We start from the raw sequence: 21,300 nt of genomic DNA, 5'->3' as shown, positions 1-21,300 counted from the left end.
CCGACGGTGCGCTCAGAGCGGGGCGCCGTCCTTCCACACGCGCGCGACGAGCGGCACGCCCGGGCGGTACGCGAGATGCGTGCGCGTCGGCGCCTCGAGCAGCACGAGGTCGGCGCGAAGGCCGGGTGCGATCACGCCGACGTCGTCGCGGCGCAGGGCGCGCGCCCCTCCGGCGGTCGCCGCCCACACCGCCTCGGCCGGGGCCATGCCCATCTCGCGCACGGCGAGGGCGATCATGAGCGGCATCGAGCTCGTGAAGCTCGACCCCGGGTTGCAGTCACTCGCGATCGCGACGGTCACGCCCGCGTCGATGAGCCGCCGCGCGTCGGGGTACGGCTGGCGCGTCGAGAACTCGACACCGGGCAGGAGGGTCGCGACCGTGCGGGAGGAGGCGAGCGCCGCGACATCCGCATCGTCGAGGTAGGTGCAGTGATCGACGGATGCCGCGCCCATCGCGACCGCGAGGCGGACGCCCTCCCCGGTACCGAGCTGGTTCCCGTGCACGCGCGGCTCGAGACCGTGCGCGACGCCGGCGGCGAGCACGCGTCGGGACTCCTCGGGCGTGAACGCGCCCGTCTCGCAGAAGACGTCGACCCAGCGGGAGTGCGGCGCGCACGCGCTCAGCATCGCGCCGCACACGAGATCCACATAGTCGTCGCGGCGGTCGGCGTACTCAGGCGGCACGACGTGCGCACCGAGGAAGGTCACCTCGGGCGTGACCTCCGCTGCGAGGCGCGCCAGGCGCTCCTCGTCGGCGACGGTGAGCCCGTAGCCCGTCTTGACCTCGAACGTCGTCGTGCCCTGAGCGTGCAGTTCCGCCACGAACGACCGCAGCCGCCGGCGCAGCGCATCGTCGCTCGCCTCGCGCGTCGCGGCGACCGTGCGCCGTATGCCTCCCGCGGCATACGGCGCCCCCTTCATGCGGGCTTCGAACTCGTCGGCGCGGTCGCCCGCGAACACGAGGTGGGTGTGGCTGTCGACGAACCCCGGGATGACAGCCCGCCCTTCGGCATCGACGACCTCGACGTGCTCCTCATGCCGGGTTCGGGGCGGATTTCCGACGTCGGGGCGCACTTCTTCCGCCCCGAAGTCGGGATCGCGCCCCAAACCGAGTGCGCGGGCCTCCGCCGAGGTGCCGACCCAGGCGATCCGCTCACCCTCGATGAGCACCGCCGCATCACGGCGCGTGCCGCATGGATCGTCGGGCGTGCCGACGTTCGTCGTGAGCTCGCCGATGTTCGTGATGAGCGTGGCCTTCACCGCATCCGTCCCCTCTGTCCTCCACCCCTGCTCCACTCTGCCCCCGCTCCCCGCTCCACCCCCGGCCCGCCCGTCGAGATTGCGCGAAATGCGAATCGGATGCTGCATCCGCCGTCATTCGCGCGATCTCGGCGCCCGGTGGCGGCCGCCGGCCCGCACGGGTCAGTCGTCGAGCATCGGGACCTTGAGGCCGCGCTCGCGCGCGACCTCCTTCGCCCGCTCGTACCCCGCGTCGACGTGCCGCATGACGCCCGAACCGGGGTCGTTCGTCAGCACGCGCTCGAGCTTCTCGGCGGCGAGCGCCGATCCGTCGGCGACCGTGACCTGCCCGGCGTGGATCGAGCGCCCGATGCCGACGCCGCCGCCGTGGTGGATCGACACCCACGCGGCACCGGATGCGGTGTTGAGGAGCGCGTTCAACAGGGGCCAATCCGCGATCGCATCGGACCCGTCGGCCATCGCCTCGGTCTCGCGATACGGGCTCGCGACGGAACCGGCGTCGAGGTGGTCGCGGCCGATCACGATGGGCCCCGACAGCTCGCCCGACGCGACCATCTCGTTGAACTTGAGCCCCGCGAGGTGGCGCTCCTTGAACCCGAGCCAGCAGATGCGGGCCGGCAGGCCCTCGAAGTGCACGGCGTCGCCCGCCTTCTCGAGCCATCGCACGAGCCCGGCGTTCTCGGGGAACAGCTCCATGACGGCACGGTCGGTCCTGCGGATGTCCTCCGGGTCGCCCGAGAGTGCGACCCAGCGGAAGGGTCCGCGCCCCTCGGCGAACTGCGGCCGGATGTACGCCGGCACGAAGCCCGGGAACTCGAACGCGCGGTCGAATCCGCCGAGCTTGGCCTCCGCGCGGATCGAGTTGCCGTAGTCGAAGACCTCCGCGCCCGCGTCCTGGAAGCCGACCATCGCGGCGACGTGCTTGGCCATGCTGCCGCGAGCACGGGCGGTGAAGGCCTCGGGGTCGCGTTCGGCCTCGGCCCTCCAGTCCTCGAACGCGATGCCCACCGGGAGGTACGCGAGCGGGTCGTGCGCGCTCGTCTGGTCGGTCACGACGTCGACCGTGACCTCGCCCGCCTGGTGGCGCGCGAGCAGGTCGGGGAAGACCTCGGCGGCGTTGCCGAGGACTCCGACGGAGAGTGCCTCGCCGGCGTCTTTGGCGGCGAGGACGCGGGTGAGGGCCACGTCGAGATCGGTCGTGTACTCGTCGAGGTAGCCGTGTTCGACGCGACGCTTCAGCCGCGACTCGTCGACGTCGACGATGAGGACGACTCCCCCGTTGAGGGTCACGGCGAGCGGTTGCGCACCACCCATGCCGCCGCAGCCCGCCGTGAGCGTGAGGGTGCCGGCCAGGGATGCGGTCGACGGGTCGGCGCCGCGCTTCTCGGCGAGCGAGCGCGCGACGGCCGCGAACGTCTCGTACGTGCCCTGCAGGATGCCCTGCGTGCCGATGTAGATCCACGACCCCGCGGTCATCTGCCCGTACATCGTGAGGCCGAGCTCCTCGAGCCGGCGGAACTCGGGCCACGTCGCCCAGTCGCCCACGAGGTTCGAGTTCGCGATGAGCACCCGCGGCGCCCATTCGTGCGTGCGGAAGACCCCGACCGGCTTGCCTGACTGCACGAGCAGCGTCTCGTCGGGCTCGAGCTCGTCGAGCGTGCGCACGATCGCGTCGAACGCCTTCCACGAGCGGGCCGCGCGGCCCGTGCCGCCGTACACGACGAGGTCCTCGGGGTGCTCGGCGACCTCGGGGTCGAGGTTGTTCATGAGCATGCGCTTGGCGGCTTCGGCTTCCCAGCTCTTCGCGGTGCGTTCGGCGCCTCGCGGCGCGCGCACGGTGCGCGCCTGCTGTGCACTCGGTGTCTCGATCATCGGCTCTGCTCCTCGGTGGTGTCGTGTGCGGGCGCGGCTTCGAGCGCAGCACGTGCGATCGCGCCGGTGGTGACGAGTTCGGTCGCCGCCTCGATGTCGGGCGACAGGAAGCGGTCGGGACCGGGGCCGCCGACGCGCGTGCGAAGGAGGTCGCGCGCCGCGGCGGTCGCGGGGGCGGGGTCGAGCGGCGCCCGCAGGTCGAGCGCGCGGGCCGCCGTCACCAGCTCGATCGCGAGCACGCGCGCGAGCCCGTCGATCGCGCGGCGGAGCTTGCGGGCCGCTGCCCAGCCCATCGAGACGTGGTCCTCCTGCATCGCCGACGACGGGATCGAATCGACGGATGCCGGCGTCGCGAGCCGCTTGAGCTCGGACACGATCCCCGCAGCCGCGTACTGGGCGATCATGAGCCCCGAGTCGACCCCCGCCTCGTGCGCGAGGAACGGCGGCAGCCCGTTGCTGCGCGCGGGGTCGAGCGCACGGTCGGTGCGCCGCTCCGAGATGGACGCGACGTCGGCGACCGCGATCGCGAGGAAGTCGAGCACGTACGCGATCGGCGCGCCGTGGAAGTTGCCGTTCGACTCGACGCGCCCGTCGGGTGTGATCACGGGGTTGTCGATCGCTGCGGCGAGCTCGCGCGACGCGATGAGGTTCGCGTGCTCGAGCGTGTCGCGCGCGGCACCGTGCACCTGGGGCGAGCAGCGCAGCGAGTAGGCGTCCTGCACACGCGTGCAGACGGCAGGGTCGCGGTGCGATTCCATGATCGCCGAGCCCGCGAGGAGCGCTCGCAGGTTCGCGGCCGACGCCGCCTGGCCCGTCTGCGGGCGCAGCGCCATGAGGTCGGCGGCGAACACGGCGTCGGTGCCGAGCTGGCTCTCGATCGACATCGCGGCGGCGACGTCCGCCGTGTCGAGCAGCATCCGCAGGTCATGGGCGGCCAGAAGCAGCATGCCGAGCATGCCGTCGGTGCCGTTGATGAGCGCGAGCCCCTCCTTCTCGCGGAGCTCGAGGGGCGTGACGGATGCCGCAGCCAGCGCCTCCGCCGCGCCCACGATCCCGCCCGAGACGCCCGGGGTGCGGGGATCGATCACGCGCACGTCGCCCTCGCCCATCGCCGCGAGCGCGATGTGGGCGAGCGGTGCGAGGTCGCCGGAGCATCCGAGCGAACCGTACTCGCGCACGATCGGCGTGATGCCGGCATTGAGCATCGCCGCGTAGGTCTCGACCACGACAGGGCGAACGCCCGTGCGTCCGGTCGCAAGCGTCTGGAGGCGCAGGAGCTGCAGCGCCCGGACGACTTCGGATTCGACCTCGGGGCCCGTGCCGGCGGCGTGCGAGCGGATGAGGCTCGCCTGCAGCTGCATCCGTCGCTCCAGCGGGATGAATGTCGTAGCGAGGGCGCCGAACCCGGTCGAGATGCCGTAGTGCGGCTGTGGGTCGTCGGCGAGACCCTCGACGAGCGAGCGGGTGGCGGCGACGCGCTCGAGGGCTGCGGGATCGAGCTCGACGCGCGCGCCGTGACGGGCGACGGCGACGACGTCGTCCGGGCGCAGGGGTGCGGCGCCCACCGTGACGACGTCGAGCGAAGGGGTGACGGTGGTCATGCGACCGATTCCACACCCGTGCACCGGCGCACGACAGCCGCGCGTGGCATCCTGTGTCTGTGATCCCAGACAAGCCCCAGGTTCCCGCGGCGGACCAGACCCTCCGGATCCTGTCGTTCCTCGCGCGCCAGCGCGGACCGGCGGCGGCCCAGGCGATCGCGACGCAGCTCGGCATCCCCCGCTCGACCGTCTACCACCTGCTGCGCACGCTCGCCGCGCACGGCTTCGTCGTGCACGTGCCCGTCGAGCGGCGATGGGGCCTGGGCACTGCGGCGTTCGAACTCGCCGGAGGGTACGCGCGGCAGCAGCCGCTCGCGCGCCTCGGCCGCCCCATCGTCGCGGCGCTCGCCGACCGCGCGGGCGAGAGCGCGCACCTCGCCGTCATGACCGGGCGGGACGTGCTCTACATCGTCGAGGAACGCGCTCCCCGGCGTCCCGCGCTCGTGACCGATGTCGGCGTGCGGCTGCCCGCCCACCTCACCGCGACGGGACGAGCGATGCTCGCGGCGCTCCCTCGCGAGCAGGTTCGGGCCCTGTACCCGGATGCCTCCGCCTTCGCCGATCGCACAGGTCGCGGTCCCGCGAATCCGCGCGAGCTGCGCGAGGTCCTGCGCGAGGTGCGCAGTCGCGGCTACGCCGTCGAGGACGGGGAGGTCACCCTCGGGCTGCGATCGGCGGGCGTCGCCGTGCGCGACCACGCCGACTGGCCGGCGGCGGCGATCGCCGTCACGTGGCCCGAGGACTCCGACACGCATGTCGAGCGCGTCGCAGGCCTCGTGGACGACGCCGCGAAAGAGCTGTCGCATCGCATCGGCGGCAGGTGACCTCCGGCGGTAGGCCGATCGCGGCGCATCCGCAACCCTGATGCGGCGCTCGCCGAGCGCGCCTATCGTGGCCCCATGCTCCCTGTAGACATTCCGGACAGAGAACGGCTCATCTCACTCACGGAGCACCGGGACGCGGCGAGCGTGTCGATCAGCCTCGCGTCGTCTCCGGTCCCTCAGGACCACGAACGCATCCGCATAGCCCTGCGCGACGCGATCGACCAGGCGGCGCGTCAGCTCGAAGGAATGGACCTGCCCCACGGCGCCCGCCAGGACGTCGTCGGCCGGCTCCGGGCGGTGCTCGGCGACGACGAGTTCTGGACGCGGCAGTCGCGTTCGATGGTGCTCCTCGCAGCCCCCGGCGTGCTTCATGCGTTCCGGGTCGCGAACCACCTCGCCGACCGCGTCGTCGTCTCCGACCGCTTCGACGTGTCGGGTCTCATCCGCGCGGTGTCGTTCCCGCTGCACGGCTTCGTCGTGAAGGTGACGCAGCAGGGCGCGAAGCTCGCCGAGCTCGATGACGAGGGACGACTGGTGGAGCATCCGCTCCCCCTCCCCGACGACCACCGGCTCATGCTCGAGCGCACGGCGACCGACGGCACGTTCGACCGGCACCGCGCGCACGGTGCCACGGGAGAGCGTGTCGAGCGCGAGCGCTTCTGCCGCGTCGTGCAGGACGAGGTCGTGAAGATCGTGCCGCGTGGCGTGCCGCTCATCCTGGTCGCGAGCGACGACCTCGACTCCGCGTATCGAGCCGTCAACACGCACGACTGCCTGCTCGACGACGTCGTGCACGAGCATCCGGACTCGCTCACGCGCGAGCGGGTCGAGAAGATCGCGCGCGAGATCCTCGACCGGCGGCGGGCCGCCGACCTCCGCGAGTGGCGCGAGCGGTTCGGCAACCTGCGCGCGCAGGGCCTCGCGACCACGCGGCTGCGCGACGTCGCGGCGGCGACGGTTGCGGATGCCGTCGACGAGCTGCGCTTCGATCTCGATGCCGACGTGCACGGGCGCGTCGACGACTACGGCAACGTGGAGCTCTCGAACGACGGCAGCCGCGACGGATACGACGTGGTCGACGAGCTCGTCACGCGTGTGCTGCGCGCGGGAGGGAAGGTGCGGGCGATCCGCAAGGAGGAGTCGATCGACGGCTCACCGGTCGCCGCGACGCTGCGCTTCCCGGTGCCCGCGCGCCGCTGACGCTCCGGTCGGCGACGGCCCACGTCGTCGAGGTCAGCGGACGATGAGCCGCGGCTCGACGAGCACGTGGGCCTCGCCGGCCGCTGTGCGCCGCGGGGCGACGACGCTCCCGGTCGAGCCCATGAGGAGCTCGAGAGCACCGGCCGCCACCTGCTCCGGGAGCTGCTCGACGCTCGAGATGTCGAGGGCCTCGGCCGCGTTGGTGTTGTCGAACCCGGTGACGGGCAGGTCCGGGCGTCCGGCCGCCACGGCGGCCAGGTGGGCGCCGATCGCGAGGGAGTCGCTCACGCACACGATGCCGTCGAGCTCGCTGTCGGACGCGAGTGCGTCCGCTGCGGCGGCGCGCGCCTGCGCGACGCCGTCCTCGCTCGTGAGGCGCACACCCGATGCGCCCGCCGCCGCCATCGCGTCGCTCCAGCCGCGCTCGCGGTCGTCGCCGGTTCCCGATCCGCGCGGCCAGCCCAGGAACGCGATGCGCGGGCCGGCGGTCTGCAGCAGATGGCGCGTCGCGGCCGCCGTGCCCGCGGCACCGTCGACGTCGACCCACAGGTGCGCGGGGTCCGCGACGTCGTCGGCGCCCCAGGGCCGCCCGAATGACACGAACGGGATGCCCCGCTGGAGCAGCCACCGTGTGCGGGGATCGCCATGGAAGGTTCCGGTGATCACGACGGCGTCGATCTCGCCGCCCGTGATGAGCTCCTGCATGCGCGCGATCTCGTCGTCGGGCGTCCGCGCCGCGTAGAGCTGGATGCGCATGCCGCGCTCGCTCGCCTGCTCGGTGAGCGCATGCACGAAGCGGTCGAGGACGACGCCGGAGATCCCTCCCGCGTACGGGTCGAGGTGGATCCCGATCGTCGAGCTGCGGCGCGTGCGCAATCGGCGCGCCGCCGCGTGCGGCCGGTAGCCGAGCTCTTCGATCACTCGCATCACGCGGTCGCGCGTCTCGGCCCGCACGACCTCGGGCGTGTTGATCACGTTCGAGACGGTTTGGCGTGAGACCCCCGCCGCCGTCGCGACGTCTTCGACGGTCGGCGGCTTCGCCATCCGCGGCTCCCCAGGGTTCTGATCCTTCAAATCGTCATCCTACGGTGCGCTGATGCCCTTGACAGGACGAGGACCACATTCCTACCGTGGGGTCGATGATAACTTTGATCGTTCAAACTAGCTAGATTCTTTGAACGATCAAACTGCCTTCATGCACCGAGAACGTCATTCAAAGGAGAAGAGACCATGACACGGCACAAGACCCGCGCGATCCTCGGCACCGGCGCGCTCCTGGTGACCGGCGCCCTCGCGCTCACGGCGTGCGGATCCGGGTTCGACGACGGTGGCGGTGCCGGAGGCGGCGACGACTCCGAGCTCACGTCGTCGGACGAGGCGCTCACGATCCTCATCGGCTCGTCCGGCGACGCCGAGACGGATGCGGTGACCGAGGCGGTCGCCGCGTGGTCCGAGGAATCGGGCATCGACGCGACCGTCCAGGTCGCGAACGACCTCCCCCAGCAGCTCTCGCAGGGGTTCGCGGCCGGATCGCCGCCCGACCTCTTCTACCTTGCGACCGAGGCTCTCGCCGGCTACGCGGGCAACGGCTCGCTCAAGGCCTACGGCGACCTGCTGTCCAACAAGGACGACTTCTTCCCGTCGCTCGTGCAGAACTTCACCTTCGAGGACGAGTTCTACTGCGCGCCGAAGGACTTCTCGACGCTGCAGCTCATCGTCAACACGAGCCTGTGGGAGGCGGCCGGCCTCACCGACGACGACATCCCGACCACGTGGGACGAGCTCTCCGACGTCGCCGCCACTCTGACGAAGGACGGCGTCACGGGCCTCGCGTTCGGCCCCGAGTACCAGCGCGTCGGTGCCTTCATGGCGCAGGCGGGCGGCCAGCTCATCAGCGACGACGGCACGGAGGCCGTCGCGAACAGCCCCGAGAACGTCGAGGCCCTCACCTACGTCAAGGAGCAGATGGAGGCCGGCAGCTTCGCGTACTCGTCCGACCTCGGCGCAGGCTGGGGCGGCGAGGCGTTCGGCAAGCAGCTGGCGGCCATGACGATCGAGGGCAACTGGATCCAGGGCGCCATGACGAACGACTTCCCGGACGTCGAGTACCAGGTCGTCGAGCTGCCGGAGGGTCCTGCCGGCAAGGGCACGATGCAGTTCACGAACTGCTGGGGAATGGCCGCCGACAGCCCGAACCAGCAGGCCGCGCTCGACCTCGTCGAGTACCTGACGAGCGCCGAGCAGCAGCTCGCGTTCTCGGAGGCGTTCGGCCCGATGCCGTCGGTCCAGTCCGCCGCCGAGCAGTGGAAGGCTGACAACCCCGAGCTCGCCGCCTTCATCGCGGGGGCCGACTATGCGAAGGGCGTTCCGACCAACGACGGCATCTCCGCGGTGATCTCCGACTTCAACGCACAGCTCGAGGGCCTCAAGACAGGCGATCCGCAGCAGATCCTCGACACGGTGCAGGAGAACGCCGAAGCGATCGTGGGCTGACCCCATGACCGCCACCGTCGCAGCGCCTCCCCGAGCGGGAGGCTCCGGCCGGGGCATCCGGCGCGGGGAGGCGCTCGCCGGCTGGGTCTTCACTCTTCCCGTCATCCTGATCCTGGGGATCTTCCTGCTCGCGCCCGTCCTGATGGCGCTGTGGGTGAGCTTCTCGGATTGGACGGGAAGGGGAAGCCCCCTGTCGGCGAACGTCAACTTCGTCGGCCTCGAGAACTACGCGGCCATCACCGTCGACGGCGGACTCCCGACGCGCGACTTCGGCACCTCGCTGCGCAACAACGCGTGGTACGTGCTGCTGGTCGTGCCGATCCAGACCGCGCTGTCGCTCTTCCTCGCCGTGCTCGTGAACCGCGCGATCCTGCGCGGCCGCGGCTTCTTCCGCACCGCGTTCTACTTCCCGTCGGTGACGAGCTCCGTCGCCATCACCGTGCTGTGGCTGTTCCTGTTCTCGGCGACAGGAGTCGTGAACGAGGTGCTCTCGTGGCTCGGCATCAACGGACCGAACTGGTTCCAGGATCCGACCGGTATCGTCCACAACGGTCTCAGGGCGGTCGGCGTCACGAGCGGACCCGCCGCCCTGACCGAGAACGACTTCCTCGGGATCTCGTGGTGGGACTGGCTGGCCGGGCCGTCCGTCGCGATGACGGCGTTCATCCTCATGGCCGTCTTCACGACGAGCGGCACATTCATGCTGCTGTTCATCGCGGCGCTGCAGAACCTCAGCGGTGAGGTCAACGAGGCGGCCATGGTCGACGGCGCGAACGCGTGGCAGCGGTTCTGGCGCGTGACGCTCCCCCAGTTGCGACCGACCCTTTTCACGGTGCTGACCCTGGGCCTCATCGGCTGTTGGCAGGTGTTCGATCAGATCTACACCGGAACGCAGGGCGGGCCGTCCAAGACGACCCTGACTCCGGCGTACCTCTCGTACTCGTCGGCGTTCCTCGATCAGGACTGGGGTCGCGGTGCCGCGATCGCGTTCATCCTGTTCGCGATCATCGTCATCTTCACGATCTTCCAGCGCTGGGTGCTTCGCGACCGGCCGGTGTCGAAGCGCCGCGCCCGCCAGTACCAGCCGTCGCAGCCGAAGGAGGCGAAGCGATGACCGGCACGACCCTCGACGAAGCGCGGGTGCTCACCGAGGAGCCCTTGCACCGGCCCAAGCCGACACGGCAGCGGTGGCTGCGCGCACCCATGGTGTGGCAGATCGTCCTCTACGCGGTGCTGATCGCGATAACGATCGTCTACATCTATCCGTTCCTCGTGCAGGTCGCGACCTCGTTCAAGACCGAGCCCGAGGCGGCCGCGAATCCGATCTCGCTCATCCCGCAGACGTTCACGTTCGCGGCGTACGAGCGACTGTTCCTGCGCAGCGACTTCCCGATCTGGTTCGCGAACTCGGCGATCGTGACGATCTTCGTGACGCTCGGTCGCGTGTTCTTCTGCTCGCTCGCCGGCTACGCCCTCGCGCGGCTGCATTTCCGCGGACGCGGGATCGTGTTCGCCGCGGTCGTGGCCGTGATGGCCGTGCCGGCGGTCGTGCTGCTCATCCCGAAGTTCCTCGTGATCAACCAGCTCGGCATCTACGACTCGTACGCGGGCATGATCCTCCCGCTGCTGGTCGACGCGGCCGGAGTGTTCATCATGAAGAACTTCTTCGAGTCGATACCGGTCTCAGTCGAAGAGCAGGCTCGCATCGACGGCGCCGGCACGTTCCGCGTGTTCTGGTCGGTCGTGCTGCCGATGGCGAGGCCCGCGCTCATCACGATCGTGATCCTGTCGTTCCAAGGATCGTGGAACGAGCTCAACCACTTCATCGTCGCCACGCAGTCGCCCGCCCTGACCACCCTCACGAAGGGTGTCGCGGCGCTCGCATCGGGCCAGCTGAGCCAGGGGTCGCAGTTCCCGCTCAAGCTCGCGGCGGCGGTGATCATGACGATCCCCGTCGCGGTGATGTTCTTCATCTTCCAGCGCCGCATCATGAACGTCAGCGAAGGAGCCGTCAAGGAATGACCGCAGGTTCGAACCCGATCGCGCTGCAGCCGCTCCTCGACGACGCGGTGATCGCCCTGCGCGCCCCGACCCAGGTGTGGTCGGGGCGCGAGGGCGACCTCGGTGCGCAGACGATCGACGGGGTGTACCACGGCGACGTGCGCCACATCCGCTCGATGACCGCAACCTGTCGAGGATCGCGCATCGAGTGGATCTCGGTCTCGCCCGACGGCCCGTCACGCGTCGTGTTCGGCGGCCTGCTGCGAGGGCTCGACGATCCCATGCCCGATCCACGACTGCGCTTCGTGCGCGATCGCCGCGTCGAAGCGGGCCGCGTGACCGAGACGTGGACGATCGAATCGGGGCTCCCGCATCCGGTCGAGACGGCCTTGGCTCTCGTGATCGCGCCGGACTTCGCGTCACTGCACGACGTGAAGGCGGGCCTCGCGGTCACGCAGACGGCGGTGATCGCCATGACGGATGCGACAGCCACCGTCACCCACGAGCGCCGGTCGTTCGCCCTCTCGGCGCCCGGGGCCGACATCACGGCCGCCGCAGACGCCGTCACGGCGGAATGGCCCGTCGTCGTCGACGCGCACGGGGCGGCATCCGTGTCGTTCACACTCGACCTGCACGACCACGCCTCCGTGGTGCACGGCGCTGCCGGTGCGTGGCCTCCCCCCGGCGGACGGCACGGACCGACGGGCGACACGCGCCTCGACCGATGGCTCGACACGGCGCTCGGCGACCTCGACGCGCTCCGGCTCACCGCAACCGACAACCCCCACGACGAATTCTTCGCGGCCGGAGCGCCGTGGTTCTTCACACTGTTCGGACGCGACTCCCTCTGGACGGCACGGCTCGCGCTGCCCGTCGACGTGGGGATCGCGGCATCGACATTGCGCGTGCTGGCGCGCATGCAGGGCACCGAGGTCGACATCGCGACCGCCGAGGAGCCGGGCAAGATCCTGCACGAACTGCGCTCATCGGCGCTCGAGCTGCCGAGCGAGGGCGTGACTCTCCCGCCCCTGTACTTCGGCAGCGTCGACGCGACTCCGCTGTGGGTGTGCCTGCTCGCCGACGCGTGGCGCGCGGGGATGCCCGAGCGCGAGGTGCGCGACCTCGTCCCCGCGCTGCACGGCGCGCTGCAGTGGCTCGTGGAGTACGGCGACAGCGACGGCGACGGCTTCATCGACTACATCGATCGCACCGGCCGGGGGCTGGCGAACCAGGGATGGAAGGACTCGGGCGACTCCATCCAATGGCGCGACGGCACCCTCGCGCGCGGGCCCATCGCACTGTGCGAGGTGCAGGGATACGCGTACGAGGCGGCGATCGCCGGTGCCGACCTCCTCGAGGCGTTCGGCGGAGAGGGCGAGGGGGCGCTCTCACCGTCGGCGCTTCGCGAATGGGCGTCGAGCCTGCGCTCGCGGTTCCGCGAGTCGTACTGGGTCCAGACGCCCGAGGGGCGGTTCCCGGCGATCGCTCTCGACCGGGACAAGCGTCCGGTCGACACTCTGACGAGCAACATCGGACACCTCGTGGGCACCGGCATCCTCGACCCCGATGAAGAGCGCGTGGTCGCCGAGCTGCTGCTCGGAGAGTCGATGTCGTCGGGCTTCGGCATCCGAACCATGTCGACGGGCTCCGCCGGCTACTGGCCGCTGTCGTACCACGGCGGCAGCGTGTGGACGCACGACACCGCGATCATCGCGTGGAGCATGCAGCGAGCGGGATTGACGGATGCCGCGCGCGACGTCGTGCGCGGGCTCGTCGCCGCGGCCGAGGGGTTCGCCTACCGCGTGCCCGAGCTGCACTCGGGCGACCCCGCGTGGCAGACGTCCGTGCCGACGCCGTATCCCGCGGCGTGCCGCCCGCAAGCGTGGTCGGCGGCCGCGGCGATCGCGTGCGCGCAGATCGTGCGTCCCCGCTGACCCACTCTCCAGCGGGCGCCGAGATCGCGCGAATCACCGGTCTCCCACGGCGGGGACCGGTGTTCGCGCGATCTCGGCGTAGGCGGGGGTGCCCCGGGGAACGTCAGTCGACCTTCGCGACCGTCCCGCTCGTGAGGCGCACGAGCTCGTCGAACGTCAGCGGGAAGACCGTGTGCGGCGTTCCGCCCGCGGCCCAGATCTCGGGGTATTGGGCGAGATCCTCGTCGACGATGGTCGTGAGCGGCGACGGATGCCCCGTGGGCGCCACTCCCCCGATCGCCTGGCCCGTCGCCTCGCGAACCTGTTCGGGCGTCGCGCGCTTGATCGAGGTGCGTCCGAGGCGCTCGGCGAGAGCGGCGGTGTCGACCCGATGCGCGCCGCTCGTCATGACGAGCAGGGGCTCGCCGTCGCTCCAGAACACGAGGCTGTTCGCGATCGCGCCGACCTCGACCCCGAGCGCGGCGGCCGCGAGCGGAGCGGTGGACGCGGCATCCGGAAGCACCACGATGTCACCGGCGATGCCGGCGGCGCGCAGGGAGTCGTGGACGAGTCGGCTTCGGGTGGGCAGGTGAGCAGTCACGAGCCCAGATTATCGGCGCCCGCTGTCGGCTCCGCGCGCCAGGATCTCACCGTGCGGCATGAGCAGCCACCCGTCCGGATGATCCGCCCACTCGCGCCAGCCGTCCGAGATGCGCTCGAGCTGTCCGTCGTCGGCTCCGATCGCCCGCGCGCGGTCGGCGAAGGCCGACTGCACGACGCGATCCGCCCACATGCCTCCCCAGAAGGCGCGGTCTTCGGGAGACTCGAACACCCACACGCTCGCGGTCGAGGCGACGTCGCGCAGGCCGGCCGCGCGCGCCCACGACTTGAGGCGACGCCCCGCCGCCGGCTCGCCCGACGAGCTGCGGTGCACCCGCACGTACAGGTCGAGCCACTCCGCCAGTGCCGGGAGCAGCGGGTACCAGATGGTCCCCTCGTAGTCGACGTCGCGCACGGCGACCAGGCCGTCCGGCCCGGCGACGCGGCCGAACTCCCGCAGTGCGTCGACGGGACGCTCGAGGTGCTGCAGCACCTGGTGCGCGTGCACGACGTCGAATGAGGCATCCGCCGCCTCGAGTGCGTACGCGTCGCCCACGGCGAACTCGACATTGTCGACGCCGCGCTCCGCCGCGAGCGCCACCGCTTTCGCGACGACGTCCGACGACGCGTCCACGCCCCTCACCGGCCCCGGCGCGAGCCGCTGCGCGAAGTCGACGGTGATCGTGCCAGGTCCCGACCCGACGTCCAGCAGCGACCGTCCGGCCTCGAGATGCGGGAGGAGGTATGCGGCCGAGTTCTCGGCTGTGCGCCATTCGTGCGAGCGCAGGACGGATTCGTGGTGGCCGTGGGTGTAGCGCGCCGTCGTCATCTCCCGAGGGTATCGGCGCAGCATCCGGAGTCTTGGCGCATCCTGCGCTCCTTCGTGGACGATGAGTGAGATCGTCTGAGCGATCTGCTCACTCGCCGGGCGAACGGTTGAACAGTCCGCCGCGCGGTGGTGCAATAGAAGGCGGATGCCGCGAAGAGGCGGCGTTCGCAGCGCACAGCCCACAAGGCCCGCCGGAAGAGGATCGCGATGACGCACACCCTGCCCCTGCCCCGTTTCGACCACGAGCGCGTGGAGGTGATCACGGGTCGTCGGAGCGGCCTGGTGATCATCGTCGCGCTGCACTCATCGGTGCTCGGCTCCGCCCTCGGCGGTGCACGCCTGTGGACGTACCCGAGCTGGAGCGACGGGCTCGGTGACGCGCTTCGCCTTTCGGAGGCGATGACGCTCAAGAACGCCGCGGCAGGCCTCGACGCCGGCGGTGGCAAGTCCGTGATCGCGCTGCCGCCCGGAACCCAGCTCGATGGCGAGCGCCGCCGCGCGGCGTTCCTGGACCTGGGCGACGCGGTCGAGTCCTTCCACGGCCTGTACCGGACGGCCGAAGACGTCGGCTCGACGACCGAGGACATGCTCGTGGTGAGCGAGCGCACGGAGCACGTCGTGGGACTCCCCGACGCCGTCGGCGGCTCGGGCGAGCCGGCCGGCCCCACGAGCATCGGCGTGTACGAGGCGATCCGCGCGACCCTCGAGCGGATCACCGGATCGAGCGACGTCAAGGGCCGACGCATCACGATCTCGGGCCTCGGCCAGGTCGGCAGCCGCCTCGCCGTGCGGCTCGCGGCCGAGGACGCCGTCCTCACGGTCACCGACGTCAACCCCGCGAAGCGCGACCTCGCCGCCGACCTCGGCGTCGACTGGGCGGAGCCCGGCACCGAGCACCTCGTTCCGGCCGACGTGTTCGTGCCGGCCGGCATCGGCGGCGTGCTCACGAAGGACGTGATCGACTCCCTCGACGCGAAGGCCGTGTGCGGACCCGCGAACAACCCGCTCGCGGAGCGCGCGGGTGCCGACCAGCTCGCTTCGCGCGGCATCCTCTACGCGCCCGACTTCGTCGTGAACGCGGGCGGCGTGATCTACCTCGACCTCGTCGCGAAGCAGCTCGGAACGAAGGCCGAGGTCATGGATCGCGTCGCGGCGATCGGCGACACCGTCCGTCGCGTGTTCGACGAGGCGGAGTCGCGCGGCGTGTCCCCCCTCGAGGCGGCCGAGGGCCTCGCCGCCCAGCGTCTCGCCGAAGGCGGACGCAAGCCCGCGCTCGCGCACTGACCCACCGACTCGCGAACCGGCGCACGGGCAGCCTCTCGCGTGCGCCGGTTCAGCGTGCCCGCCGCCACGGCGCGCGGCTCGCCGCTAGGTTGACGCCATGGACGGACTCTGGCTCGCGGCGCTCAGCGGACTGATCGCCGGCGGAGCGCTCCTCGTCGGCGCCGCGATCGCGTGGTTCATCGACATCCCGCAGATGGTCGTCGCAGGCATCATGGCGCTCGGCGCAGGCGTGCTCATCTCGACGCTCGCGTTCGAGCTCGTCGAAGAGGCCGCCGAGGCAGGGGGACTGCTTCCGGTCGGCGTGGGATTCCTCGCCGGCGCGATCCTGTACATCGTCGCCGACCGGCTCGTGTCACGCCCGAGGAAGCAGCCGCCGCCATCGGTCCCGCCGACTGTTCCACACGCGAACATCGCCGCACGCCGCGGTGCACGGCTTGCGGGCGGCACGGGTGTGGCGATCGCCGTCGGCGGCCTCATCGACGGCATCCCGGAGTCGATCGTCATGGGTCTGTCCGTGCTGCAGGGCGGCATCAGCATCCCGATCGTCGCAGCGATCGCGATCAGCAACGTCCCGGAGGGACTCGGGTCGACGGCGGCGCTCAAGCGCGGCGGCTCGAGCGGTCGCGCGGTCGCGCTGCTGTGGGGCGGCATCGCCCTCGTGACGGTCGTCGCGGCCGTGGTCGGGTACACCGCCCTGCAGGCCGCGCCGGTGAGCGTCATCGCCGTCATCACGACGGTCGCCGCGGGTGCTCTGCTCGCGATGATCTGCAACACGATGATCCCCGAGGCGTTCGCCGAGCAGCGCGCGCTCACGGGGTTGTGGGCGACGATCGGCTTCCTGTGCGCGTTCCTGCTGCACGAGCTGGCGGGCTGATCGCGCCGGCGCGGCGCAGAGCACGAGAGAGGCGGATGCCGCGGCCCAGTCGGTCGCGGCATCCGCCTCCTTCGTGCGTCAGCGCGAAGCGCTCACGGCTGCACCCATGGCGACGGGGGCGGCGGCGTCACGACCGGCGGCCGGTCGTCGCACGTGATCGTGTTCGGCAGCTCCCACGCCGCCATCCACGGCCCCGTGGTGCCGCCGCCGTCGTTGCCGCCGAGGTCGGTCACGGTGAACTCGCTCCCCGTCGGCGGGAAGTTGAACGAGCCGCAGTTGTTGATCCCGACCGCGCCGACGTTGCGGGCGTCGACGTTCTCGAACGAGGCGCCGCCCGCGACCCGCGCGCTCAGCACCGAGGTGCCGGTGCCGTCGACGCGGACGTCCTTGAACGCGACATCCGTGATCGCGACGTCGTTGCGCACCGCCCACTCCGACACCATCATGATCGCGTTGTAGGTCGAGTCCAGGTAGTGGTCGCCCGTGACCCGGATCGCGCCGTCGATCGACCGGTCGAGTGCATAGATCCACAAGGAGCCGAGGCCGATCCTCCAGTTTAGTTCGAACCCGCCCGCGCGCACGGTCGTGTTGTCGGTGAAGCTCAGCGCGCCTTCGAACGGCTCCGCGCCGAACCGGGCGCCGGCGTGCAGCCCGCTCCCCTCGCGCACGGGGTCGGCGACGAGATTGCGGGCGACGGTGTTGTCGCGCCCGCCGTAGATCGCGATGCCGTTCGCGAGCGTCGGGGACTGCACGGTGTTGCGCTCGAACACGTTGCGCGCGTTCTGGTCGGTCTCCGCCCACATCGCGAGGCCGTCGTCGCCCGTGTTGCGCACGAACGTGTTGACGACGCGCGAATCGGTCACGCCGCGGTGGAAGTTCACGGCATCCGCGATCTGGTCGACGATGATCGAGTCCTCGATCGTGACGTTCGACATCGGGCCGTCGAGCCAGATGCCGACCTTCGTGTGCTGGATGTGCAGGTCGCGGAAGGTCGAGTCGCTGAACGCGCCGCCGATGCCGTTCACCTGGTCGGTGTCGATGCGCTCGCGCACGTCACCCTCGATCGCAAGGCCCGAGATGTGCACGTTGCGGCTTCCGCCGTCGGCGGCATCTTTGCCGTAGAAGCCCACGCCCGTGTGCACCGATCCGTCGGGCGCGGGCGTCGGGAGTGCGACCTGGCTCCCCTTGACCTTCGTGTACCAGTGGCCCGCACCGATGATCGCGACATCGTCGACGATGATGTGGCGGTCGACTCGGTACGTTCCCGGCGGGAGGTAGACGGGCAGCCCGCTCTTGTGGGCCGCGGCGATCGCCTTCTCGATCGCCGGAGCGGAGTCCTTGCGACCGTGCTTGTCGGCGCCGTACTTCAGGATGTTCTCGGCATTCCGCACCTCGTGCGGCGGTCCGACGAGCTCGGTGTCGACGAGGTCGATCACGGTCGCCGCGACGCCGTGGGGCGCCGTGAGCCGGATCACGTCGCCGGCGTCGTACGTCTTGTCGAAGAGGACCCGCTCCTCGTCGAAGAACTTCATGGGCCGGAAGGGCTTGTCGGGTTCGAAGTCCGGCAGGTCGAACTGCGGTACGCAGGAGCATTCGGCGATCCACCAGTCCGGATGCAGCAGTCCGGCGTTCGGGTCGTTCGTGAACGGGTACTGGTTGTAGAGGTATGCGTACTGCGACGTCATCGTGAGTGTGTACGGCTTGTTCTTCGTCGTGATGCGCAGCGGGGCTGTGATGCCGCCCCCGTCCGCGGCATCCGGAATGCTGTACCGCACCGTGATCGCGTTCGTCGGCGCAGGGAGGGTGAACTCGACCCACTGGCCGGGGGCGAGGCTGACGGCGGATCGACCGGATGCCTCCCCCACCACCGTGTACGCGTCCCGCCCGGCCTCGAGCACGGTGCCGTTGGTCCGGGCGTTCTCGGCCTCCTGCTCGAGGAACGGCACGTCGGCGCCGCGCCCCTCCGTGAGCGCGGGATCGAGCGCCGCGCGTGTGATCACGGGGTCGGGCGGCGGCGCCGACCACGGTGGTGCGGCCGTGGCCGCAGGGGCGGCGGCCAGCATGGCGATGGTGACGGATGCCGCGGCGAGCGCAGCGACGGCGGGGAGGGGACGTGTCATCGTCGACTCGTTTCTCGTGAGGAGCTTCGGGGTGCCCGTTGCCGTCACTGTAGACGTCCGCATCGCTAAGTATCAAGCATTCGTCGCGAACTGTCGCCCTGTTGTCGATTTCTTGCGCGATCGATCCGATCCCGCGCAAGGACTTTCGCCGGGCCCGGCCGACGCGCCCTCGGCCGCCCCTACCCTGTCACCATGCGTACGGGAATCCACTACTGGAACTACACGACGCCGGGGGGCGCCCCGGCCATCGCAGGCGACATCGTCGCCACCGCCGAGGCCGCGGAGGCCGGCGGCTTCGACCAGTTCACCGTCATGGACCACTGGTTCCAGATGGACGCCAGTGGAGACGCCGCCGAGCCCATGCTCGAGGCGTACACGACGCTCGGGTTCGTCGCCGCCCACACCCACCGGATGCGCATCGGCCCGCTCGTCGTGGGTGTCACGTATCGGCACCCGGGGCTTCTGGCGAAGACAGCGACCACGCTCGACGTGCTCAGCGGTGGACGGTCGTTCTTCGGCATCGGCGCCGCGTGGTACGAGCGCGAGCACCAGGCCCTGGGGGTGCCGTTCCCGCCGATCGCCGAGCGCTTCGAGCGACTGGACGAGACTCTGCGCATCGTCGAGCAGATGTGGAGCGACGACGACGGCCCGTTCGAGGGCCGGCACTATCGGCTCGCCGCGACGCTCAACAGTCCGCAGCCGGTCGCTGCGCCGCATCCGCCCATCATGATCGGAGGCAAGGGGCGACGGAAGACGCTGCGCCTGGCCGCGCAGCACGCGCAGATCGTCAACTTCACCTCCGCGGACCCCGAGGAGCTCACCGAGCTGCTCGGGGTGCTGCGCCGCCACTGCGACGACGTCGGCACGGATTACGACGCGATCGAGAAGCAGGCACTCGCGGCGCGGCTGAACCCGGATGCTCCGGACTGGCTCGACCAGGTCAAGCGGCTGCGCGACCTCGGGATCGACCTCGTCGTGCTGAGTGTGCGGCCCAACCGCCAGCTCGAGTGGGTGGAGCGCCTCGCGAACGACGTCGTGCCGCGCATCGCCGAGGTGTGACGCGGTCACGAACGCAGCGTGCCGAGGTGCGCATCCCGACACCTCGCACGACCCGCGTCATCCTCCCGGTTGAGTGCGGATCATCCCTTCGCACGACGCGGCCTCCGGCGCCGTCCGCCTAGCGTGGTGTGGGTGTCCGATTCCTCGACCCGAGTTCTTCGCAGTCCGTGGCTCCTCGCCTTCGCGCTGGCCGCGATGGCGCAGTTCGCGCTCGTCGTCTTCCATCTCCCCGCGCAGCTCACGTTCGTCTCGACGTTCCTCCTCGCGCCGATCCTGGCCGTGTGGGTTTGGAGGGCACGCGGCCCGCGGCTCCTCGTCGTCGCGCTGATGCTCTGCTGGGTCGGCGATGTCCTGGGCAACCCACGTCTGATCGGCTTGGGGCACGCCGCATTCCTGGTGAGCATCGCCGCATACGCGGCCGCCTGCGCTGTGCTCATCGTGCTGTTCGTGCGGGTCACGGTTCGTGCGGCGTCCGCATCCCGCGCGCGCCCATCGCGAGGCCCACGCGCCGCCGTAGGGTTGCTCTACGCCGCGGTGATCGCGATGGTCCTCGCCGCAACCTGGAGCGGACTCGATCCCACGCTTCGCGTCGTCGGCGTTGTGTACCTGCTGCTGCTCGGTGTGATGGCGACGACCGGAATCATCGCCGGCACCTCATCGGGCGTCGGCGCGGGCCTGCTGTTCGCTGCGCACCTCCTCGTCTCGCTCGAGGTCGGTGGTGTCGTCGACGGGACGGCGACGGTGTTCCGGGTCGCCTACTGGATCCTGTACCTGAGCGGAATCGTCGTGATCGCCCTCTCGATGGTCCCGCGGCGCGCGGGCGGCGAAGCGGTGCCGGCGTACGGGTGAGGGCGCGAACCGCTTCGACACGGAGTGCGCGTCTCGCCGGTACTCGGTGAATCCGATCGCCTCGTAGAAGGCGAGGCCGCCCCGGTTCTCCGCTCGGATCGTCGCGTCGACGAACCTGACGCCCGCACGGCGTGCCGCGTCCGCGGTATGGGCGAAGAGGGCGTGACCGATGCCGCGCCGATGGTGGCTCGGCGAGACATACGTCGAGATGAAGGCCCAGTCCGCGGGGAGCGGGTGATCGCCGGTCCACTCCGGGTCCGACCACTCCAGAGCCTGGAATCCGACCACATCATGGTCCACGACGGCGACGAAGCACGAGATGCCTCGAGTGGGCGCGATGAACGCCGCCCGAATCCGCTTCTCATCGAAGGGCTCGGTGTGCGCCGTGGTCCCGCCGATCGCGATCACGGTGTTGAGGATGTCCGCCATCCGTCCGGCGTCGTCCTCGCGCGCAGCGCGTACCGTCACCGTGCTCCGGATGCCGCCGGACGATGCGGGCGGCTCGGCCGCCCCTCCGACAC

At 70.8% G+C, this 21,300-nt stretch carries 18 protein-coding genes and 1 pseudogene; 11 read left to right on the top strand and 8 right to left on the bottom strand.

The genetic code is table 11. From position 1 onward, the window contains the following. Positions 1–12 precede the first annotated feature (12 nt). The 3 genes from hutI to hutH all read right to left on the bottom strand — a co-directional run bounded on the left by hutI (position 13) and on the right by hutH (position 4,733). Entirely contained in the window at positions 13–1,260 is a 1,248-nt protein-coding gene (hutI, locus tag VNR19_RS00145) for an imidazolonepropionase (protein WP_325722697.1), read from the bottom strand. A gap of 162 nt (positions 1,261–1,422) precedes the next feature. Beyond that, positions 1,423–3,132 carry a urocanate hydratase gene (gene hutU / locus VNR19_RS00140; RefSeq protein WP_325722695.1) on the bottom strand — a complete coding sequence of 570 codons (1,710 nt, stop codon included), beginning with the start codon at positions 3,130–3,132 and terminating at the stop codon, positions 1,423–1,425. Next, positions 3,129–4,733, bottom strand: coding sequence for a histidine ammonia-lyase (gene hutH, locus VNR19_RS00135; RefSeq protein ID WP_325722693.1), 1,605 nt, complete (start codon positions 4,731–4,733; stop codon positions 3,129–3,131). Before hutH ends, hutU begins: the two co-directional genes overlap by 4 nt. Before the next feature lie 53 nt (positions 4,734–4,786). Here hutH and VNR19_RS00130 point away from each other — a divergent pair, with 53 nt between their 5' ends. Next, positions 4,787–5,557 (top strand): IclR family transcriptional regulator, encoded by a 771-nt coding sequence (locus tag VNR19_RS00130; protein WP_325722691.1) that lies wholly within the window; start codon positions 4,787–4,789, stop codon positions 5,555–5,557. Between the two features lie 75 nt (positions 5,558–5,632). Then, positions 5,633–6,757, top strand: a complete 1,125-nt coding sequence (locus VNR19_RS00125; RefSeq protein WP_325722689.1) for a baeRF11 domain-containing protein — start codon at positions 5,633–5,635, stop codon at positions 6,755–6,757. A 33-nt stretch (positions 6,758–6,790) separates the two neighbouring features. Here VNR19_RS00125 and VNR19_RS00120 read toward each other — a convergent pair whose 3' ends face one another. Next, positions 6,791–7,801: a LacI family DNA-binding transcriptional regulator gene (locus tag VNR19_RS00120; protein ID WP_325722687.1), complete on the bottom strand. Its 1,011-nt coding sequence runs from the start codon at positions 7,799–7,801 to the stop codon at positions 6,791–6,793. A 186-nt stretch (positions 7,802–7,987) separates the two neighbouring features. Between VNR19_RS00120 and VNR19_RS00115 the strand changes: the two genes are divergently transcribed. The 4 genes from VNR19_RS00115 to VNR19_RS00100 all read left to right on the top strand — a co-directional run bounded on the left by VNR19_RS00115 (position 7,988) and on the right by VNR19_RS00100 (position 13,185). Continuing rightward, entirely contained in the window at positions 7,988–9,250 is a 1,263-nt protein-coding gene (locus VNR19_RS00115) for a sugar ABC transporter substrate-binding protein (protein ID WP_325722685.1), read from the top strand. Positions 9,251–9,254: 4 nt separating this feature from the next. Then, on the top strand, positions 9,255–10,364 hold the full coding sequence (locus tag VNR19_RS00110) for a carbohydrate ABC transporter permease (RefSeq protein ID WP_325722683.1): 1,110 nt from the start codon (positions 9,255–9,257) through the stop codon (positions 10,362–10,364). An 89-nt stretch (positions 10,365–10,453) separates the two neighbouring features. Continuing rightward, positions 10,454–11,272: a carbohydrate ABC transporter permease gene (locus VNR19_RS00105; RefSeq protein WP_414684103.1), complete on the top strand. Its 819-nt coding sequence runs from the start codon at positions 10,454–10,456 to the stop codon at positions 11,270–11,272. Then, positions 11,269–13,185 (top strand): glycogen debranching N-terminal domain-containing protein, encoded by a 1,917-nt coding sequence (locus VNR19_RS00100; RefSeq protein ID WP_325722679.1) that lies wholly within the window; start codon positions 11,269–11,271, stop codon positions 13,183–13,185. Before VNR19_RS00105 ends, VNR19_RS00100 begins: the two co-directional genes overlap by 4 nt. Before the next feature lie 103 nt (positions 13,186–13,288). Here the strand turns inward: VNR19_RS00100 and VNR19_RS00095 are convergent, their stop codons facing one another. Together VNR19_RS00095 and VNR19_RS00090 are read right to left on the bottom strand one after the other, a co-directional pair. Continuing rightward, positions 13,289–13,765, bottom strand: coding sequence for a YbaK/EbsC family protein (locus tag VNR19_RS00095; RefSeq protein ID WP_325722677.1), 477 nt, complete (start codon positions 13,763–13,765; stop codon positions 13,289–13,291). A 9-nt stretch (positions 13,766–13,774) separates the two neighbouring features. Beyond that, the gene (locus tag VNR19_RS00090; protein WP_325722675.1) at positions 13,775–14,593 is read right to left on the bottom strand and encodes a methyltransferase domain-containing protein; all 819 of its coding nucleotides are present in this window, start codon (positions 14,591–14,593) and stop codon (positions 13,775–13,777) included. A gap of 207 nt (positions 14,594–14,800) precedes the next feature. Between VNR19_RS00090 and VNR19_RS00085 the strand changes: the two genes are divergently transcribed. Both VNR19_RS00085 and VNR19_RS00080 read left to right on the top strand, forming a co-directional pair. Next, positions 14,801–15,877, top strand: coding sequence for a Glu/Leu/Phe/Val dehydrogenase family protein (locus VNR19_RS00085; RefSeq protein ID WP_325722673.1), 1,077 nt, complete (start codon positions 14,801–14,803; stop codon positions 15,875–15,877). A gap of 97 nt (positions 15,878–15,974) precedes the next feature. Then, positions 15,975–16,751: a ZIP family metal transporter gene (locus VNR19_RS00080; protein ID WP_325722671.1), complete on the top strand. Its 777-nt coding sequence runs from the start codon at positions 15,975–15,977 to the stop codon at positions 16,749–16,751. Positions 16,752–16,843: 92 nt separating this feature from the next. Here the strand turns inward: VNR19_RS00080 and VNR19_RS00075 are convergent, their stop codons facing one another. Then, positions 16,844–18,871: a glycosyl hydrolase family 28-related protein gene (locus VNR19_RS00075; RefSeq protein ID WP_325722669.1), complete on the bottom strand. Its 2,028-nt coding sequence runs from the start codon at positions 18,869–18,871 to the stop codon at positions 16,844–16,846. A 192-nt stretch (positions 18,872–19,063) separates the two neighbouring features. Between VNR19_RS00075 and VNR19_RS00070 the strand changes: the two genes are divergently transcribed. Next, positions 19,064–19,930: an LLM class F420-dependent oxidoreductase gene (locus VNR19_RS00070; RefSeq protein ID WP_325722667.1), complete on the top strand. Its 867-nt coding sequence runs from the start codon at positions 19,064–19,066 to the stop codon at positions 19,928–19,930. Positions 19,931–20,062: 132 nt separating this feature from the next. After that, entirely contained in the window at positions 20,063–20,779 is a 717-nt protein-coding gene (locus VNR19_RS00065; protein ID WP_325722665.1) for a hypothetical protein, read from the top strand. A gap of 51 nt (positions 20,780–20,830) precedes the next feature. On the opposite strand, the pseudogene VNR19_RS17270 reads toward VNR19_RS00065, so the two are convergent. After that, positions 20,831–21,187, bottom strand: a pseudogene (locus VNR19_RS17270) (GNAT family N-acetyltransferase); the annotation flags it as partial. On the opposite strand from VNR19_RS17270, the gene VNR19_RS00060 reads away from it, so the two are divergent. After that, positions 21,117–21,300 (top strand): hypothetical protein (locus VNR19_RS00060; RefSeq protein ID WP_325722663.1); only part of this gene is annotated, 184 nt, incomplete at its 3' end. The pseudogene VNR19_RS17270 and the gene VNR19_RS00060 sit on opposite strands and share 71 nt — an antisense overlap.

The organism is Microbacterium sp. (assembly GCF_035556355.1).
Taxonomy (GTDB): domain Bacteria; phylum Actinomycetota; class Actinomycetes; order Actinomycetales; family Microbacteriaceae; genus Microbacterium.
This window is presented reverse-complemented; position numbering and strand designations above follow the sequence as displayed.

Bases quoted from the DNA above. Each gene is read 5' to 3' on its own strand.
- VNR19_RS00070 (WP_325722667.1), top strand. From the start codon at position 19,064: ATGCGTACGGGAATCCACTACTGGAACTACACGACGCCGGGGGGCGCC.
- VNR19_RS00075 (WP_325722669.1), bottom strand. From the start codon at position 18,871: ATGACACGTCCCCTCCCCGCCGTCGCTGCGCTCGCCGCGGCATCCGTC.
- VNR19_RS00105 (WP_414684103.1), top strand. From the start codon at position 10,454: ATGGTGTGGCAGATCGTCCTCTACGCGGTGCTGATCGCGATAACGATC.
- VNR19_RS00125 (WP_325722689.1), top strand. From the start codon at position 5,633: ATGCTCCCTGTAGACATTCCGGACAGAGAACGGCTCATCTCACTCACG.
- hutH (WP_325722693.1), bottom strand. From the start codon at position 4,733: ATGACCACCGTCACCCCTTCGCTCGACGTCGTCACGGTGGGCGCCGCA.
- VNR19_RS00085 (WP_325722673.1), top strand. From the start codon at position 14,801: ATGACGCACACCCTGCCCCTGCCCCGTTTCGACCACGAGCGCGTGGAG.
- VNR19_RS00090 (WP_325722675.1), bottom strand. From the start codon at position 14,593: ATGACGACGGCGCGCTACACCCACGGCCACCACGAATCCGTCCTGCGC.
- VNR19_RS00080 (WP_325722671.1), top strand. From the start codon at position 15,975: ATGGACGGACTCTGGCTCGCGGCGCTCAGCGGACTGATCGCCGGCGGA.
- VNR19_RS00110 (WP_325722683.1), top strand. From the start codon at position 9,255: ATGACCGCCACCGTCGCAGCGCCTCCCCGAGCGGGAGGCTCCGGCCGG.
- VNR19_RS00120 (WP_325722687.1), bottom strand. From the start codon at position 7,801: ATGGCGAAGCCGCCGACCGTCGAAGACGTCGCGACGGCGGCGGGGGTC.
- VNR19_RS00100 (WP_325722679.1), top strand. From the start codon at position 11,269: ATGACCGCAGGTTCGAACCCGATCGCGCTGCAGCCGCTCCTCGACGAC.
- VNR19_RS00115 (WP_325722685.1), top strand. From the start codon at position 7,988: ATGACACGGCACAAGACCCGCGCGATCCTCGGCACCGGCGCGCTCCTG.
- hutU (WP_325722695.1), bottom strand. From the start codon at position 3,132: ATGATCGAGACACCGAGTGCACAGCAGGCGCGCACCGTGCGCGCGCCG.